Here is an 18,604-nt window from a genome sequence, read left to right as displayed (position 1 = left end):
ATACTGGCAAAGCCTTACCTGGAGCGGTGTTTGATCTGTATAAAGCAGATGGGACCAAAGTTGCCAGCGGCTTGACGACAGACGCAAAAGGTCAGATCCAAGTTAAAGATTTGAAGCCAGGTGACTACTACTTTATTGAAACAGCAGCGCCAGCTGGTTATGAGCTCAATGACAGTAAACTAAACTTCACGATTGCGTTACAGACAACGACTAAAGTGGCAACCGTTTCAGCAACGAATGCAGAAAAGACTGGGACCGTTGTTTTGAACAAGACGGATGGTGACACCGGGAAAGCCCTTCCTGGAGCGGTGTTTGATCTGTATAAAGCGGATGGGACCAAAGTTGCCAGCGGCTTGACGACAGACGCAAAAGGTCAGATTCAAGTTAAAGATTTGAAGCCCGGTGACTACTACTTTATTGAAACAGCAGCGCCAGCTGGTTATGAGCTCAATGACAGTAAACTGAACTTCACAATCGAACTACAAACAACGACTAAAGTGGCGACTGTTTCGGCAACGAATGCAGAAAAGACTGGAACCGTTGTTTTGAACAAGACGGATGGTGACACCGGGAAAGCCCTTCCTGGAGCGGTGTTTGATCTGTATAAAGCAGATGGGACCAAAGTTGCCAGCGGGTTGACGACAGACGCAAAGGGCCAGATTCAAGTTAAAGATTTGAAGCCAGGTGACTACTACTTTATTGAAACAGCGGCGCCAGCTGGTTATGAGCTCAATGACAGTAAACTAAACTTCACGATTGCGTTACAGACAACGACTAAAGTGGCGACCGTTTCGGCAACGAATGCAGAAAAGACTGGTGCCGTTGTTTTGAACAAGACGGATGGTGATACTGGCAAAGCCTTACCTGGAGCGGTGTTTGATCTGTATAAAGCAGATGGGACCAAAGTTGCTAGTGGCCTAACGACAGACGCAAAGGGTCATATCCAAGTCAATGAATTAAAGCCAGGTGACTACTACTTTATTGAAACAGCAGCGCCAGCTGGTTATGAGCTAAGCAACGATAGAATATCCTTTAATATCAAGTTTCAAATTAATGATGACTCAGCTGTAGTTGAAGCAAAGAATTTTAAAAAATCTGCAAATCCTGTGTTGCCAACGAACAATGATCATCACGATATCAACCAGAATCTACCGAAGACGGGAGATACCGAAAATAATGGCACAACACTGATTGGGATATTTTCTATTCTTGGGTTGCTCATCTATAGTTTCTTTAAAGTTTACAGACGAGAAAACAGTTAAGAACCCATGTCATAGATTTTTTGGACGGCTTTCATTATGGAGGTCGTCTTTTTGATATTTTAAGCATGGGATCTTCAGAATTAAGCCTTGAACATAATTGAAAGTGATGGCTTATGGTGAGTTTGAGATAGTCCTTCCAGACGTAAATAATATACTAGGCAACTTTTCCACCTGCTCTGTATGCTCAGTTTTGATTTATTAAAGGTTATTAAAACTTATTGTTACCTTTCTACTGTTGGATAGGGTCTTAACTGTAATAATACGTTTGTGATCCTGGTTAGGTGCTCTTGTAACCAGTGAAAACGATCGCCCTTGATTTGTGCACAATCTTGGCGTTCTATCGGTAGAATAACGACCAATTTTTTGGACTTTTTGCGCTTTCTTAGAGTTCTTTCAGTGCTTCGCTATTCCTTAATTTGGTTAAATGACAATACTCCATTTTTAGTGGCGAAACGCGTTTCGTTTAAAGATGTGGAGTACAGTAATCGGTTCAAAATGAGACTATTTTATCCTTGATCGTCTGTTTCCTCATTCATGCGGAAAAAGCCGATATGGTCGTGTAACCGGTTACATATTATGCTATTTCATGTAAGGAGGAGATTCACTCATGACAACAGAGTTACGCAAAGATTTTTTATGGGGCGGTGCAGTTGCTGCCCATCAATTGGAAGGCGCTTGGCAGGAAGATGGCAAGGGTGTCAGTGTTGCCGATGTTATGACGGTGGGTGGCCCGGGAAAAGCGCGGACGATCACGGACGGTGTGGTTCCTGGTGAGTACTATCCGAACCATGATGGAATCGATTTCTATCACCGTTACAAGGAAGACATTGCTTTATTTAAGGAAATGGGTTTCAACAGCTTTCGAACCTCGATTGCATGGACGCGAATTTACCCAAATGGTGATGAGACTCAGCCAAACGAAGCGGGGTTAAAGTTTTACGATGATCTCTTTGACGAATTATTGAAGAACGGCATCGAACCAGTCGTCACCTTGTCGCATTTTGAATTACCATACCACCTTGTGACCGAATATGGTGGGTTTAAAAATCGCAAGTTAATTGAATTTTTTGTTCGATTCGCTACTACCTGTTTTGAACGGTATAAGAACAAGGTTAAGTATTGGATGACTTTTAACGAAATTAATAATCAGACAAATTTTGTCGATGACTTTGCACCATTCACCAACTCGGGGTTACGTTATCAACCTGGTGATGATCGGGAGGCCATCATGTATCAGGCGGCCCACAATGAATTAGTTGCCAGTGCAGAGGCCGTTCAAATCGGTCACGCGATCAATCCAGCGCTACAAATCGGCTGCATGATCGCGATGGGTCCGATTTATCCATACAGTATGAATCCCGAGGACGTGTTGTTGGCGCAAAAAGCAATGGAACACAATTACTATTTTGCTGATGTACACGTTCATGGTGACTATCCGCCAACGTTGCTCAAATATTGGGATCGCAAGGGTATTACGCCAGAGATCACTGTAGAGGACCGCCAGATTCTTAAAAATGGCACAGTCGATTATGTTGGACTTAGTTATTACATGTCGCATGCTGTTAAAAAGGATCCTGCTAGATCGTTTGATGATTCAGATTTAAAGCAATTGGTTAAAAATAATTACCTGAAGGCTAGTGACTGGGGTTGGCAAATTGATCCGCGAGGGTTGCGTTACGCTCTGAATTGGTTGACAGATCGGTATCGCAAACCGTTGTTCATTGTTGAGAATGGTTTCGGTGCGTATGACAAAGTTGAAGCGAACGGTCAGATTCACGATTCTTATCGAATCAATTATTTACGCGCACATATTGAACAAATGAAACTGGCAGTTGCGGAAGATGGCGTTGATTTAATAGGTTACTTACCGTGGGGCCCGATTGACCTAGTTTCTGCAGGCACCGGTGAAATGGACAAACGTTACGGCTTCATTTACGTTGATAAGGACAACAAAGGCGAAGGAACGCTTGCCCGTAGTCGTAAAGATTCATTTTTCTGGTATAAGCAGGTTATCGCATCAAACGGTGAGAATCTGAATTAAGGTACTGGCAGTCGGCAGTGTCATCATTGGCTGTCAAGTCGGAAAGGAAGACTGTATCGTGAAAAAAGCATTGATCATCTGTGCAGCAGGAATGTCGTCATCGATGATGGCAAAGAAAACCACAGATTATTTTAAGGCACACAGCAAAGACATTCAGTTAGATGCTGTGACTGCAACTGAAGGTGAAGATGAAATCCGCAACAGCGACTTCGATCTTTTCCTGATTTCCCCGCAGACCACCATGTATCTGGACAACTTCCAGAAAGTCGGTAAGGAGGTAGGTAAGCCGGTCGTCAGCATTCCATTTGATGCTTACATTCCAATTCCAATGGGGATCGAGAAAATGGCGAAGTTAGTTGAAAAAAATCTTTGAAGGTATCTTTAGTTTAGCTCGGCAACGACAACACGCTTATCTAGAAAGCCGCGAAGTAAAGCGGATCGAGGAGGCGTCAATATGAAACAGAAAGAGCGCGAGTTAATGCTTTATCTCGTTGAAAATCAGGGCCAATATGTCACGAGTAAAGACTTGGCAAGCACACTTTTGATGACACCTAGAACGGTCCGAAGCTATGTTAAAACTTTAAAAACGATGATTGAAAAACATGGTGCGAGTCTTGAAGCAAAGCCGAGTTTCGGTTATCGCTTACATGTTCGCCACCCGGTCGCGTTTGATCTATTTTTAAACCAGCACAAGGTGTTAAGTCCAAAAGTCAATGATACTGCGACAGCGTCTGAGTCGATTGATCGGCAGAATTATATTCTCAATAAGCTGCTAATTGAAAACGAGGCATTACTCATGGATGATCTCGCTGAACGGCTATTTGTCAGTCGCTCGACGCTTTCAAAAGATATGATTGCTGTCCGTGAGAAATTGGAGCCTTATGCGTTACGTCTTGAAAGCAGGGCGAACAAAGGCATTTATGTTGTCGGGACGGAACGTAATCGACGGCACTTCATTCTGGATTATTTCTTTAGCCATGGACAGAATAACTTTCAACGATTTATGGAAAACAAGTCTTTTTTTGCTGATGTCAGTTTTGAACAGCTTACGATCGTCGTGATCGATGAATGTCGCGAGGCTAGTTTGAGATTGTCGGATTTCATCATTCAAAATATTGTTTTGTACCTAGCACTCAGCATCGAGCGGGTTCGAAAAGGAAACAGTTTGCCTCCTGTGAGGATTGAACAAGCACCAGAACATCAGCGGCATTATGCAGTGGCTGAGCGGATCATGAAGCGGATCGCTAGGAGTACTGGGATGCAGTTTCCAGAAAGTGAAGTTGCTTATTTAGCGATTCAGCTTGTTGCGATGGCAAAGGGAAGTCCGCAAGACTCGTCCGACCAAGCCCTTTGGAAGGACATGGATCAAGTACTCGGACAAATCGAGGCCGAGACCGGTTATCCGGTGAGCACCGATTACGCATTAAAAAAAAGTCTTGCTGAACACATTAAGCCAATGTTAGTGCGGTTGCAGCAAGGCATTCAGCTTAAAAACCCACTGTTAAAAGAAATCAAAACCCACTATCCGCAATATTTTGCCGACACCAAACGTTTTCTTGGAATGTCAAAAATATTGTCTGCGTACACGATTAACGATGACGAAACGGCTTATATTGCGATGCATCTCATGGCGGCAGTCGAAAAGTATCATAATTCGCATAAATTACGGACCTTGATTATATGTGCCACCGGTTATGGCAGTGCAGAGTTACTCAATAATCGCGTGCAAAAGGAATTTGGCGAGGCACTGAATATTGTCGGAGTCAAAGGCTATTACGAAGTCGATGACGAAAGTTTGGCTGATGTTGATTTGATCATTTCAGCCATTGATTTGTCAACACAGGTGTTGCGTGTCCCAGTTATTCAGGTCAGTGTTTTCTTGGGTGAAATGGATATCCGCGCGATTCGTCAATTTCTGGATAAGCATAATCGTCCACATGGGAAAACGGCTTCAAGAGTCGAAGCTATTGCTGCTGTCGATAAAAGCATTTTTGATCAATTTACTGATTCTAGTCGATTTGTACGTTGGACAGAGCCAGTTAATCGAGAGACGGTTTTAAATCGGCTATGCGCCCAATTAGCGCTTCTTGAACCCGTTAATTTTGCCGACGAGTTAAAAGCTCAAGTACATCAACGCGAACAGATGAGCAGCATTACATTTAGTCCAAAAATCGCTGTTCCTCATCCGGCAATGCCAGTTGGACAATTTACCCAAATTGCCATTGGCGTCATTCCAGCGGGATTAAGATGGTCAGAAAGTTTTCCAGCTGTCCAGCTCGTATTTCTTCTGTCACCCTCTTATTTAGATAATCGGGGGCTGACCTCAATCACCCAAACAATTGTTGCGTTGACTGATCATGCGGATTGGCAAACGTCATTAGTGGCGGCTCCAGATTTCAAAAGTTTCCGTCACCGTTTTTTACAAATAATGGAGGAGGAATAAGTGCCTATGAATTCAGATGATATTCAATTAATTGCATTTGAAATTATTTTGCATAGCGGTAATTCACGAACAATGATTCATGAGGCATTTGCCGCCATGCGTGTGGGCAATTTTGATAAAGCCGATGAACGGTTGAAGGCCTCAAATGATGAATTGTTGTTAGCACATCAATCACAAAGCGATCTCTTAAAGAAATATGCCAGTGGTACCAAAATCGAGATGGAGATTATTTTAGTGCATGCCCAGGACCACTTGATGACCACAATGACCTTACGCGAAGTTGCGCTGGAGATGGAGCATCTTTATCGCAATCAAGCTGCTACAGGGGAGTTGAAAAACGATGAATCAGAAAATAAGGAAAAGTGAGAACGTGCAAACACAAACTATGAAGACTATTGATAAAAATCGACAGGCACTTAGTTTGCAAAGCATGCGGTTCAATCGGTTCTTGGGTATTCGCTATATAACCGCTGTATGCTTCTTTGCTAATCTTTGGTGGTCGGTCATCGCTGGCAATCTTTGGAGCAAGTGGTTGCCGGTGGGGTTGATGATGCTTGCAATTCCAGTGATTTATGAACAAATTAAGCTCTTTGGAACCCCTACGCATTACTTGCCATATACCACGCTTTATTTCTGGTGCCAAACAGGAGTGAACATTGGCCTCAGTATTTTGATAGTGACGCCACTATTCAACCAGTTATACCCTTTTGTGCGCGACACAAATAACAATCGCGGAATAGTTCTTTTGATTTTGATAATCGGTATTGGCCTCGGTGGCTGGTCTTTACATCGGCTGCATTTGATTAAACGGGACAAGGATCGGTTCTATGGTCGATTGATGGCTTATCAAGAGACGCTTCACAAGTAACGAATTTTGCGGCGCAGAAGCTTTTTGGAACAAAGTGTAGGAGGAATCAGTAATGGAAAATAACGGGCGCTTTTTCAATTTTATGACCAAGACTTTGCTTAAGCCCATGTCCAAGGTTGCCCAATATCGAATTGTACGTGCGGTCATGGCAGCTGGCATGGCAAGTATTCCTTTCACAATTGTTGGCTCAATGGTATTGGTTCTTAATGTTATTCCTTTAGTTTGGCCGGTTACAGCCGGGTTTTGGAACGCCACCTTTATGAAGTTCAGTGATCTTTATATGGTTATCAACACAGCGACCATGGGCATCTTGGCGATGTACTTTGCACTGGCCATCGGTTATGAGCTGACCAGAATTATTCAAACAGAGGATAAGCTTAAAGTTGCACCGCTAAATGGCGCGTTCTTGTCACTTTTTGCTTTTTTCATGTGTTTGCCTGAGTTGGTTGTCAAGGGCGGGAAGATTATTCTACTTAATTCCATTACGTCAAAAGAGAAAGTAATCAATGGGTTTCGAATGACGGCAACGATTGATCGTCTCGGGACTTCAGGGATTTTCACAGCAATTATTATGGCGATTGTGGCTGTGTCGTTATACAAGTTCTGTGTTAAACACAACTGGACGATTAAAATGCCGGACGCTGTTCCTGAAGGCGTTTCCCGTTCGTTCACTGCCCTGATACCAACCGCTGTCATTGCCCTTGTTGTGATGATCATCAATGGTTCGCTGGTTTTGTTGGGAACGGATATTTTCAAAATGATTTCAATTCCGTTTAGTTTTGTCACCAATCTGACGAGTACATGGATCGGCGTCATTGTCATTGAATTTCTAATCCATGCCCTGTGGATTGTCGGCATTCATGGTGCAAACATTATCAGTGCATTTATCACCCCGATTTTGCTGACAAACATGGCTGCTAATGCAAAAGGTGCGCATATACCGTTTGCCGGGGAATTTAACAACTCATTTGCGATTATGGGTGGTTCCGGTGCCACACTCGGTCTTTGCCTTTTTATTGCCTTTGCTGCACACTCGGAACAACTGAAAGTTTTGGGAAGAGCGTCTTTGGCACCAGCATTTTTCAATATTAATGAACCTCTAATTTTCGGCCTGCCAATTGTTTATAATCCTTATCTAGCTATTCCATTCTTTTTGGCACCGATGGCAAGCGCTTCATTGGCTTACGCTGCCTTTTATTTTCGATTAATCAATCCGATTATCACACAGGCTCCATGGCCATCACCATTGGGCTTCGGCGCATTGATCAGTACCGTGGATATACGAGCAGTGATTGTAGCCATTCTGTGCGCAATCGTGGCCTTTCTCATTTGGTTTCCGTTTATCAAACTGTACGATGCTAAATTGGTCAATGACGAAAAACAAGTTGCCGCAGGAAAAGATGCTGAAGCATAGTATTATCACTCATATGACTAGCGCTGTATATCCTAGAGAAAGCTGTTCGCAACAATCAGGACATTTTTGAAATGATAGGTTTCAGTCTATGTGAAGCTTACATTTTTAGGATGGGTCAGAGGTATTCAAAAAACCGACATCATAATCGCGATGTCGGTTTTTGCGTCTAAAATTGATTGATGATTATGGCAAAAGTGCAAAGAGCAATGCGCCAACCACGCCGCCTGCCAGTGGGCCGAAGACCGGTACCCAGGCGTATGGCCAATCGGAGTCGCCTTTATTGGCAATTGGCAAAATGGCGTGCGCCAACCGCGGGCCAAGATCTCGGGCCGGATTAATCGCATAACCGGTGGTACCGCCAAGTGATAAGCCGATTGCGGTGATCAGGATGCCAACGCCAATTGGATTCAAGCCATCTGTCCACTTGCCTCTAGTGAAGGCCAACAGTCCGAAAATCAAAACGGCAGTCCCGATGAACTCGGAAATGAAGTTGGCCGCGTAACTGCGAATAGCCGGGCCAGTGGCAAAGACGCCTAAGGTTGCTGCTGGATCCTTGGTAGCGGCCCAATGCGGGTAGTAGTGCAACCAGACAGCTGCCGCACCGAGTAACGCACCGAGCAGTTGAGCAATGATAAACGGTAGGACCCACGCCCAAGGAAATCGCCCAATTGTCGCAAATGCTACAGTGACTGCCGGATTAAGATGTGCTGGTCCTAAGAAGGCAGCGGTATAAACGCCCATGGTCACAGCCAAACCCCAGCCTAGCGTGATTGCAACCCAGCCAGCGCCATTAGCTTTGGATTTGTTAAGTGACACACCTGCGACCACACCATCGCCAAGCAGAATCAAAACAAAAGTACCGATAAATTCACCTAACACTTGTGTCCACATATGCGTACCCCTTTCTAAGCTTGAGAGGCCGCAGCCGGCGCCTTCTTCAAGTCATCTAACCGACTTTCGCTGATGGCCTGTTCCAGATCAGCCATTTGTTGTGCCTTGGTTGCTTCGTCCCAATCCAAGATACGTGCCATTTCGTCAACAACCGGCTGTTTCAGGTCAGCCAGCGTTTCAGCATGGAAAAGAATCGCATTGGTCCGGCGCAACAGATAATCAACCGGTGTCAGCGTCATTTCTTCATTAATCGAGTAACGTAGACTCATGGTTTCTTTGAGGCTCAGTCCCGGGGCCGCCTCGCCGTCAGCATAAGTCACGACGCGGCTGATGTTGGAACCGTAACGGTTAGCAAGATCTGCTGCGTCTTTTTCCGGCATACCTGCGTCGATCCCGATGCGGGTGTAGAACGCAATCGTATCGTCCACATTGGTCGGATCAAAATGACCACCGGAGACTTGAAGCTTTTTGGAATCAACTGTGCGGGTTTCGGTGGCAAATTTTTCAGCCAAGACGCGGCGAATCAAGGCGAGAGCACCAGCTGCCATTTTCCGGTAATCAGTGATCTTCCCGCCGGATAGCGTGATCATGCCATCGTCAGCTTGACGCAGTGAGCTGCCTCGGGAAATCTGGGATGGGCTCAAGGACGCTTCGGCATGGGCGGTTTCTAGTTTGGAAATCGCATGTTCAACATCTGAGCGGGTTGCCTGATTGTCTTCGTAATCGTTAACAACTTTGACCAAGGCTTCGAATGAATCATCTGAAACCTTACCGGTGTTGGCGCCGCCGCCGTTGTAATCGGAGCTGCCGTTGTTGGCGATTAGTGGCCGCAGCCCTGCCCAGCTGGCTTCGATGTCGTCAATCGTCATGTGGCTTTCCGGGAAGCGCTTGTTGATCACTTTCAACAGGTAATCCACATCGGCTTGTTCAACGCGCGGATGTTTGAAGTCACCGGTGTAGTCGGTGTCGGTTGTGCCAAAATAAGTCTTGCCTTCACGCGGCACTACGAAGAACATCCGGCCGTCATTCAAACCGGTGTCCATGTAGGTCGGTTGTGGTACTGGCAGGCGAGAGCCGTCGACCACCAAGTGAACGCCTTTGGTTGGCCGTAGCGTCGGCGCCTGATTTTCATTTTTGTCGAGCGCTTTAAACTTGTCAGACCAAGGGCCGGTAGTGTTGATAACCAGTTTGGCGTGGATGTCAAATTCGCTGTCATCTAAAAGATCTTTGACGCGTAATCCGATGACTTGACCAGCATCGTTGTGGAGGACGCCAATCGCTTTGACGCGGCTGGCCATGAGTCCGCCGAGTTCAGCGGCTTCTTTAATATTTTCGATGACAAGGCGGGCATCGTTATTGACGAAATCAAGGTAAACGCCACCGCCTTGAAGGCCATCTTTTTCCAATTGCGGTTCACGTTGCAAGATTTCATCTTTCGTGACGGTGTAATTGGCGTATTGGGAACCTTCGACGTTTGCCAGCCGATCGTAAAGATCCATCGCAATTTTGATACTGAACATGTCAAACGTACTACCTGGTTCCTGAAAAATTGGCAGTAACATTGGGAATGGCCGCGGAATGTGTGGAGCGATACCTTGAACAACCGCACGTTCTTTAACGGTGTCGGCAACAACGCCAACGTCAAAAGTCTTCAGATAACGAATGCCGCCGTGCACGAGTTTGGTCGAACGTGAACTGGTTCCTTCAGCAAAGTCCTGCATTTCGATCAAGCCGGTCTTGATGCCGCTAGCGGCTGCCTGAATCGCGACCCCGGCGCCGGTAATACCGCCGCCGACAACCAGAAGGTCCAGTTCGGTTTGCTTTAATTGTTCAATCGTTTGTTTGCGGGTTTCATTTGAAAATGTCATGATCAGTTTGCTCCTTTTGAATGATGACTGAATAATATTTTTAGAAAAGAATTAGTTGTGGTTGTTTGTATGCTTGTACATCTGAGTAGCAGCAACGGCTTGTTTCCAGCCTTCGTACAGATAATCTCGATCAACGGCGTCCATTTGCGGTTCGAATCGTTTGCCGACCTTGACGATGCTTTGCAGTTCATCGGTATTGTTCCAGAAACCGGTCGCCAAGCCGGCAAAGAAGGCAGCGCCCATCGCGGTGGTTTCGAGGTTAGCCGCACGTTCGATAGGGATGCCCAGAATATCGGCCTGAAATTGCATCAGATAGTCATTGTTGGCGGCCCCGCCATCAACGCGCAGTGCCGGAATCGGCATACCAGTATCGGCATTCATCGTGTCAACAACATCGCGAGATTGATATGCAAGCGATTGCAAAGTTGCCTTAATGAAATCTTCGCGAGTTGTACCGCGGGTAATCCCAAAAATAGCGCCGCGGGCATCGGAATCCCAGTAAGGTGCCCCTAAGCCAGTGAAGGCAGGAACAACATAGACTTCATTTTGACTTTTGGAGGCCAAAGCAGCGGTTTCCGAATCACTTGAGCGTTCAATCAGCTTCATTGCATCACGCAGCCATTGAATCGCACTGCCGGCAACGAAAACCGACCCTTCAAGTGCGTAAGTGACTTTATCGTTAAGTCCGTAGCCGATAGTCGTCAGCAGGTTGTTATTAGAAAGGGTCGGCTTATCGCCGGTGTTCATGACAATGAAAGCACCGGTACCGTAAGTGTTTTTGACCATACCTGGTTCGATAGCTAGCTGGCCAAATAAGGCGGCTTGCTGGTCACCCACCATGCCTGCGATCGGAACGGTACTGCCGAAGAAGTGATAGGCTGCGGCATCGCCATAGATTTCCGAGTTACTGCGAACTTCCGGGAGCATTTGTTTAGGGATGTTTAAAATGCGCAGAATCTCGTCGTCCCAATCTAACTTGTGGATGTTAAACAGCATGGTCCGTGAGGCGTTGGTGTAATCCGTGACGTGAATGGCACCGCCTGACAACTTCCAGGAAAGCCAGGTATCAATCGTTCCAAAAAGCAGTTCACCTTTTTCCGCGCGTTCCTGTGCGCCCGGAACATGGTCCAAAATCCAGCGAATTTTGGTCGCTGAGAAATAAGAATCAATCAACAGACCCGTAGCATCGTGAATAAGATCGTCGTATCCATCGGCTTTGAGCTGATCGGCAATCTCGCTGGTTTGCCGTGATTGCCAGACAATGGCGTTATAAATCGGCAAGCCCGTTTGCTTATCCCAGACAACCGTGGTTTCCCGCTGATTGGTGATGCCGATCCCGACGATTTGCCGCGGTTGAATATGTGATTCAATGAAAGCCGTCGCAATTGTTGACAGGGCAGCGTTCCAAATTTCGTTGGCATTATGCTCTACCCAGCCAGGATGGGGAAAATACTGCGGAAACTCGCGCTGGGCATCCGCCACTTTCTGCCCATTATGGTCGATGATGATGGTCCGGGTGCTGGTAGTTCCTTCATCAATCGCTAAAATATATTGTTGTTCGTTTGTCACGATTTAGTTACCTCCGGTGAAATATAATTGCACACAATGAAAACGTTTCCGGTAATAGTTATACCTGATCATCGGGACAAATGCAAGCGTTATGCTTATATAAATCATAAGTTATTTTAACCATAAGTGCTATATTCTTTAATGCGAATATAAGCTGACCTGATTCTCATCATTCCGTGCCCCAGTTAGATGGTTAACCCGGCACTACAGCCGAGTTAGGGAGGGCTGATTAGATAAGTCGTTTGAGCTGATAAATGTGGTCAAAAATCTGATCTTCCTGACGTCGATCATCCCAGGAAAAGTTGTGCATTGTACTGTTCGGTCGATTGATTTTTTTGTAAAGAATCGTTGGGTTATAGGCATAGTTACCGCGGGTATGGGCAACATATTCGGCAGTGAAGTCGTAATCTTCGGCAATTCGCAACTGCTCCTTGTAGCGAATGTTACCTGCATCTAATGCTGCGTGAGAGAACGCTTTGTTCCAGATGTATCCACCAATTTCAGTTCCATGGTGGGAAACCTGATCAAACATTTCGGCTTGTGACAACAATTGAAAACGGTCAGAACCACCCCGACTACGATGCCACCAATCGTAGCCAACCGCTGTCGCCACCACGCCCGGCGTCAAGCTGAAGCCGCGTACGAGTGTTTCGGCAAAAGTTGGCGCAATCAAATCGTCACCGTCGACAAAAGCAATGAATTTGCCAGTAGCATGATTAATCCCGAAGTTACGCGCCGCACCAATACCGCGGTGGTGATTGAAGAAAGTCGCATGGTAATGAGGCACACCACGAACAAAGTTGGTGACCGTTTGAGCGGTCTGATCAGTTGAGGCGTCATCAATAAGCCATAATTCGATATCGATGGTCTGTTCCTGAATACTTTTGAGGGTGGCAGGAAGGTATTGGCCGAGATTATATGTCGGCACAATGATGGTTAAGTCTAAATTTGTCATGAAAATGAACCTCCTTCTAACATCGTAATGGCGCGCGATGCCTAAGTGGTTAACGTTTGCGATATCCAATCTTTGCTCTGATCATTATCGTCAGATTCTGGTGGGCGTCAATTGAAACGACTCAGCTTCTTGGTACCGCTGCATGGGTGAATCGTCAGATATTGGTCTTATTTAAATTTCAGAAATTGCATGTTGTTTTAAGCGATACCAAATATCAGTCGGAATTTAAACGTTTATAAAAACAGCGCGGAAAATAAATCAGTTATTTTATAAAGCGCTATCACAGTCGTATAAAGAAGCTGCTGCTCAAGTATATATTCTATAAAGAACAAATTCGTTCGGTCCCTGGTAAAAAATAAAATAAAACGTTTACATTTTGTTCGAATGTGGTACAATTTGTTTGTTGATCGGAATATTCATTGTGGATTGTGACTATTCAATTAGGCGAGACCACAAATCGTTGCGCTACTGCTAGCGCATGATTTGTGGTTTTTTCTATGTCTTGGTAAAGAAGGAGATGACAGCATGCCAAAAATCGCTCAAATCTTCAACAATAACGTGGCGTTGGTTGATCTAGACAACCATAGTCAAGCGGTTGTGAAGGGACGAGGCATTGCTTTCAATAAGAAGCGCGGGGATGTCATTCCAGCAAATAAAATCGAGAAGATATTTTACCTAGCGACTGAAACTTCCCGCCAAAATTTGTATTTCCTACTACGAAATATTCCGATCGACGTGGTGACGACCACATACGAAATTATTGATCTTGCGCAAAAACAGTTTCATCTTAAGGTGCTTGATTATATCTATATCACCTTAAGCGATCATATCTACGAAGCCTACAAACGTTATAAAGCCGGTGACTACCAAGAATCGTTGGTGCCTGATTTTCATATTCAGTACCCAGCGGAATATGCAGTGGCCAAACAGGCGTTGCAAGTTATTGACGCAAACTTAGGGGTTCAATTTCCTCTTTCCGAAGTCAAAAACCTTGCTCTGCATTTTATTAACGCAACCGGTGAGGATGATGGCGAACAGGCATTTGGTCAAAGTAACGAAGCTTCACTAAGCAAGCTTGTCCGCGACGTTTTGAGCCGGCATGGTATTACGCGATCGCATACCAGCGGTGATTATTATGATCGCTTTATGATTCATCTTCAGTATCTGATCGACCGACTGCAGCGGGTAGATACAGATTCTGTTGCCATTATACCGGAAGTCGCGACGGAGCTAGAGCAGAATTATCCACGCTCTTATCAAATTGCTTCTGAAATTTTTGATGAAATTAAAGAAAAATTATATCGCGATATAAGTGAAGATGAACGGCTATATTTTATCATCCATATTCAACGATTAATTAACGAAACGCCTGCTGCTGAGCAGACGCATGATAAAAAATAGGAGGAGAACACCATGAATAAGGTTTTCGACAAACTCAAGCCACTATTTGAGGCAGTGGCTGCAAACAAATACGTCTCGGCTATTCGAGATGGTTTTATTGCTTGCATGCCGATTATTATATTCTCTAGTATTTTTATGATGATTGCCTATGTCCCGAATGCTTGGGGTTTTTATTGGCCGAAGAACGTCACCAATGCGCTAATGATCGCCTACAACTATTCAATGGGGCTACTGGCATTGTTTGTTGCCGGGACGACTGCCAAGAATCTAACTGATAGCAAGAACTTGGAGTTGCCTAAGACAAATCAGATTAATCCGGTTGCCGTTATTGTGGCTTCCGAGATCGCTTTTGTCATCATATCGATTCTGCCACTGAAAACCGGCGTTGATTTGACTTACATGGGAACCCAAGGATTGATCTGCGCTTACATTGTTGGCCTGATTGTTCCAAATGTTTACTATATTTGCATTAAAAACAACGTTACCATCAAACTACGGCCGCAAGTGCCTGGCAACATTTCTCAGTCTTTTAAAGATTTGATTCCCATGGGCTTGTCTGTGACAATTTTTTGGCTTTTTGGTGTTGGCTTCAAGACGTTAACAGGAACCGTCTTACCACGTTGGATTATTCAAGTCTTATCGCCACTATTTCAAGCCAGTGACTCTTATCTCGGGTTATCTCTTATTGCCGGTGCGATGGCATTCTTCTGGTTTTGCGGCGTTCAAGGGCCATCCATCGTGCAGCCGGCTGTCGTGCCAATCATGATTGCAAACACAGCAGCTAACCTGCAACAATATCAAGCCGGAGAACATGTTTCTCACGCTTTGGCTATGAACACAATGGACTATGTTATGAATTTTGGGGGGACCGGTTCGACTTTGGTTGTTGCCTTTATCATGATATTTGCTGCAAGGTCTGCGCAATTGAAGGCGGTTGGTAAGGCGGCCTTCATTCCCGGTACTTTTTCGGTTAATGAGCCTGTACTTTTTGGTATTCCGATTATTATGAACCCGATTTTCTTCATTCCGTTTTTGCTAACACCTGTTGTAAATGTTTGTCTCTTTAAGTTCTTCGTCAGTGTTCTTGGCATGAACAGTATGATGTACACAATGCCATGGACAATTCCTGCGCCGATCGGGATTGTTATTTCAACTGGGTTTGCGCCCCTTGCGTTTGTCTTTGTGTTATTGGTACTGGCGCTGGATGTCGCGATTTACTTCCCGTTTATTCGCGTATACGACAACACGCTTTTAGCTGAAGAAAAGGCCAAAGAAGCTACAATTGAAGGCGGCGATACGGCGGTTTTGGCTACCGATACAGTCGCACCTAAGAATATTGACACGCCTGCCACTGCCACTCCAGTAGCGGATGCTGAAGTCAATGGAACAGCGACGACAACACAAGGTGAAGATTATTTCAAGAAAAATGAGGTAGATGTATTGGTTCTGTGTGCCGGTGGCGGGACAAGCGGTATTTTGGCCAACGCGCTAAATAAGTTGTCCAAAGAACGCGGTTTGAAACTTTCTGCAGCGGCACGGGCGTATGGTCAGGATATGGATTTGATTAAAGACATGAGTATGGTAATCCTTGCACCGCAGATGGAGAGCATGAAAGACAATTTGAAGAAGATCACGGACAAATACGGGGTTAAGCTTGTTACCACAACCGGTCGTCAGTACATTGAACTCACCAATAATGGCGATATGGCTTTGGATTTTGTTGAATCCAATCTTTAACCGTTTAACGAGGAGGATATTGATCGATGAGTAAACAGTTACCAAAAGATTTCGTTATGGGTGGCGCCACGGCAGCCTATCAAGTTGAAGGCGCCACCAAGGAAGACGGCAAAGGGCAGGTTCTCTGGGATCCTTTCCTAAAAAAAACAAGGGCGATTCAGTCCTGATCCCGCGGCGGACTTTTATCATCGGTATGATGAAGATCTGGCTTTGGCAGAACAATACGGACATCAGGTCATTCGCATCTCGATTGCATGGTCCCGGATTTTCCCTGATGGTGCCGGTGCTGTAGAATCTCGTGGTGTCGCATATTATCATCGCTTGTTTGCGGCATGCGCCAAACATCATATCGTGCCATTTGTCACATTGCATCATTTTGACACGCCAGAACGTCTTCATGAAGCTGGCGATTGGTTGAGCCAAGAGATGCTAGATGATTTTGTTGATTATGCGAAGTTCTGTTTTAAAGAATTTCCTGAAATTAAACATTGGATCACCATTAATGAACCCACTTCGATGGCAGTTCAACAATATACGAGCGGTACATTTCCACCCGCTGAAAAAGGTCGATTTGATAAGACATTTCAGGCTGAGCATAATCAGATGGTCGCACATGCACGTATCGTCAATCTTTTCAAATCAATGAAAATTGACGGTGAGATTGGCATTGTCCACGCACTCCAAACAGTTTATCCGTATAGCGATACAAAAGAGGATCAACATGCTGCTGACTTGCAGGATGCGCTTGACAATCGCTTGTATTTGGACGGCACCTTAGCAGGAGAATATGCTCCGCAAACCTTGGCATTGGTTAGAGAGATTCTGGATGCAAATCATCAGCCGATGTTTCACAGCACGCCTGAAGAAATGCAAACCATTAAAAAAGCAGCCCAGCAACTCGACTTTGTTGGAGTGAACAATTACTTCAGCAAGTGGTTGCGAGTCTATCACGGCAAGTCAGAAACGATTCATAATGGCACCGGCGCCAAGGGATCGTCCGTTTCCCGGCTCCATGGCATTGGTGAAGAAAAGAAACCGGAAAGCGTTGAGACAACTGACTGGGATTGGCCGATTTATCCGCGCGGCATGTATGATATTTTAATGCGAATCCACAACGACTATCCGCTAGTTCCTGCCATTTATGTGACGGAAAATGGCATTGGACTTAAAGAATCGCTGCCTTCCGAAGTCACGAGCAAGACGGTGATAGCCGATCCGAAACGAATCGATTACTTGAAGAAATACCTTGGAGCAATTGCGGATGCCATTGACGATGGCGCAAATGTGAGAGGCTACTTCGTCTGGTCACTTCAGGATCAGTTTTCATGGACGAATGGTTACAGCAAACGTTATGGCTTGTTTTTCGTTGATTTTGAAACCCAAAAGCGATATATCAAACAAAGTGCCGAATGGTTTAAAAAAGTTTGCGAACGTCACGTGATTCCGGACTGACAACAAGAAGTCACTTACAGCAAGTCACATAGTATTGGAGGAAAAAAGATGGCCACAAAAGAAGAAATTTCTATGGTAGGTTTTGCCCTTGTCGCTTACGCCGGAGATGCACGTACAGCAGCGCTGCATGCTCTAGACGCAGCCGAAGCAGGTGATTTTGATAAAGCAAATGCGATGCTTGATGAAGCACAAAAAGATATTAATGAAGCGCATAATCAGCAAACCCAGCTGCTCAGTAAAGAGGCAGGTGGTGCACAGATGGACGTGACCTTTATCATGGTACATGGTCAAGACACGTTAATGACGACCATGTTATTGATTGATCAGTCACGCTACATGATCCGAATGCTTAAACGAATTAAGCAGCTTGAGGAGAAACAATAAATATGGCGCCACACCAAAGCGCTAGCCCATAGATATGGGAGAATGAGTTATCACGCTCAGCAACAATATCAAAAAGGACACATTTTCCCCGATGTTTTCGGTGCGATAATCCCTTTATGGTTGTCAGATGAAATATCATAATTCATCTGATGATCATGGAGGGATTTTCTATGCCCAGATCTAAGCATACAGCTCAAGAAAAGTTACTCATATTGGAGGAGTTCAGACATTCGAAGACAAGTATCAGTAGTTTCTCCCGTCAACACGGTCTTGGTGATCGTACATTACAACGTTGGCAGGCGCGCTATGAACGTGATGG

General features: G+C 45.1%; 15 protein-coding genes and 1 pseudogene. 12 read left to right on the top strand and 4 right to left on the bottom strand.

Going from position 1 to position 18,604, the window contains the following annotated elements; all coding sequences use genetic code 11:
- From BVJ53_RS13205 to celB, 7 genes are all read left to right on the top strand, one after another.
- The coding region (locus BVJ53_RS13205; protein ID WP_129302808.1) for an LPXTG cell wall anchor domain-containing protein at window positions 1-1,262 on the top strand (1,262 nt) is incomplete at its 5' end.
- Window positions 1,263-1,869: 607 nt separating this feature from the next.
- The gene (locus tag BVJ53_RS13200) at window positions 1,870-3,303 is read left to right on the top strand and encodes a 6-phospho-beta-glucosidase (RefSeq protein ID WP_129302807.1); all 1,434 of its coding nucleotides are present in this window, start codon (window positions 1,870-1,872) and stop codon (window positions 3,301-3,303) included.
- Window positions 3,304-3,361: 58 nt separating this feature from the next.
- Window positions 3,362-3,676 carry a PTS cellobiose transporter subunit IIB gene (locus BVJ53_RS13195; protein WP_129302806.1) on the top strand — a complete coding sequence of 105 codons (315 nt, stop codon included), beginning with the start codon at window positions 3,362-3,364 and terminating at the stop codon, window positions 3,674-3,676.
- Between the two features lie 81 nt (window positions 3,677-3,757).
- Window positions 3,758-5,746 (top strand): BglG family transcription antiterminator, encoded by a 1,989-nt coding sequence (locus tag BVJ53_RS13190; RefSeq protein ID WP_129302805.1) that lies wholly within the window; start codon window positions 3,758-3,760, stop codon window positions 5,744-5,746.
- A gap of 6 nt (window positions 5,747-5,752) precedes the next feature.
- A complete protein-coding gene (locus BVJ53_RS13185; protein ID WP_129302804.1) occupies window positions 5,753-6,112 on the top strand; it encodes a PTS cellobiose transporter subunit IIA in 360 nt (119 codons plus the stop codon).
- Window positions 6,113-6,116: 4 nt separating this feature from the next.
- Window positions 6,117-6,614 (top strand): sugar transporter, encoded by a 498-nt coding sequence (locus tag BVJ53_RS13180; protein WP_129302803.1) that lies wholly within the window; start codon window positions 6,117-6,119, stop codon window positions 6,612-6,614.
- A 52-nt stretch (window positions 6,615-6,666) separates the two neighbouring features.
- Window positions 6,667-8,028: a PTS cellobiose transporter subunit IIC gene (celB, locus tag BVJ53_RS13175; protein ID WP_129302802.1), complete on the top strand. Its 1,362-nt coding sequence runs from the start codon at window positions 6,667-6,669 to the stop codon at window positions 8,026-8,028.
- A gap of 183 nt (window positions 8,029-8,211) precedes the next feature.
- Here celB and BVJ53_RS13170 read toward each other — a convergent pair whose 3' ends face one another.
- The 4 genes from BVJ53_RS13170 to BVJ53_RS13155 form a co-directional block, all read right to left on the bottom strand.
- Window positions 8,212-8,919, bottom strand: a complete 708-nt coding sequence (locus BVJ53_RS13170; protein ID WP_129302801.1) for an MIP/aquaporin family protein — start codon at window positions 8,917-8,919, stop codon at window positions 8,212-8,214.
- Between the two features lie 14 nt (window positions 8,920-8,933).
- Entirely contained in the window at window positions 8,934-10,787 is a 1,854-nt protein-coding gene (gene glpO / locus BVJ53_RS13165; RefSeq protein WP_129302800.1) for a type 1 glycerol-3-phosphate oxidase, read from the bottom strand.
- A gap of 51 nt (window positions 10,788-10,838) precedes the next feature.
- The gene (gene glpK, locus BVJ53_RS13160; RefSeq protein ID WP_129302799.1) at window positions 10,839-12,356 is read right to left on the bottom strand and encodes a glycerol kinase GlpK; all 1,518 of its coding nucleotides are present in this window, start codon (window positions 12,354-12,356) and stop codon (window positions 10,839-10,841) included.
- A gap of 229 nt (window positions 12,357-12,585) precedes the next feature.
- Complete coding sequence (locus BVJ53_RS13155) at window positions 12,586-13,311, bottom strand: glycosyltransferase family 2 protein (RefSeq protein WP_129302798.1); 726 nt, start codon at window positions 13,309-13,311, stop codon at window positions 12,586-12,588.
- Window positions 13,312-13,836: 525 nt separating this feature from the next.
- On the opposite strand from BVJ53_RS13155, the gene lacT reads away from it, so the two are divergent.
- From lacT to BVJ53_RS13130, 5 genes and pseudogenes are all read left to right on the top strand, one after another.
- Window positions 13,837-14,712, top strand: coding sequence for a transcription antiterminator LacT (gene lacT / locus BVJ53_RS13150; RefSeq protein ID WP_129302797.1), 876 nt, complete (start codon window positions 13,837-13,839; stop codon window positions 14,710-14,712).
- A 12-nt stretch (window positions 14,713-14,724) separates the two neighbouring features.
- The gene (locus BVJ53_RS13145; RefSeq protein ID WP_129302796.1) at window positions 14,725-16,449 is read left to right on the top strand and encodes a lactose-specific PTS transporter subunit EIIC; all 1,725 of its coding nucleotides are present in this window, start codon (window positions 14,725-14,727) and stop codon (window positions 16,447-16,449) included.
- 26 nt (window positions 16,450-16,475) lie between these two features.
- Window positions 16,476-17,901 (top strand): annotated as a pseudogene (gene lacG, locus BVJ53_RS13140) (6-phospho-beta-galactosidase).
- A gap of 48 nt (window positions 17,902-17,949) precedes the next feature.
- A complete protein-coding gene (locus tag BVJ53_RS13135; RefSeq protein ID WP_129302795.1) occupies window positions 17,950-18,285 on the top strand; it encodes a PTS lactose/cellobiose transporter subunit IIA in 336 nt (111 codons plus the stop codon).
- Between the two features lie 149 nt (window positions 18,286-18,434).
- Window positions 18,435-18,604: transposase (locus BVJ53_RS13130; RefSeq protein ID WP_331250569.1), on the top strand; the 170-nt coding region annotated here is incomplete at its 3' end.

Source organism: Lacticaseibacillus chiayiensis (assembly GCF_004123795.1).
GTDB lineage: Bacteria > Bacillota > Bacilli > Lactobacillales > Lactobacillaceae > Lacticaseibacillus > Lacticaseibacillus chiayiensis.
The sequence above is the reverse complement of the archived record's forward strand: the minus strand, read 5'-3'. Positions and strand labels throughout refer to the sequence as shown.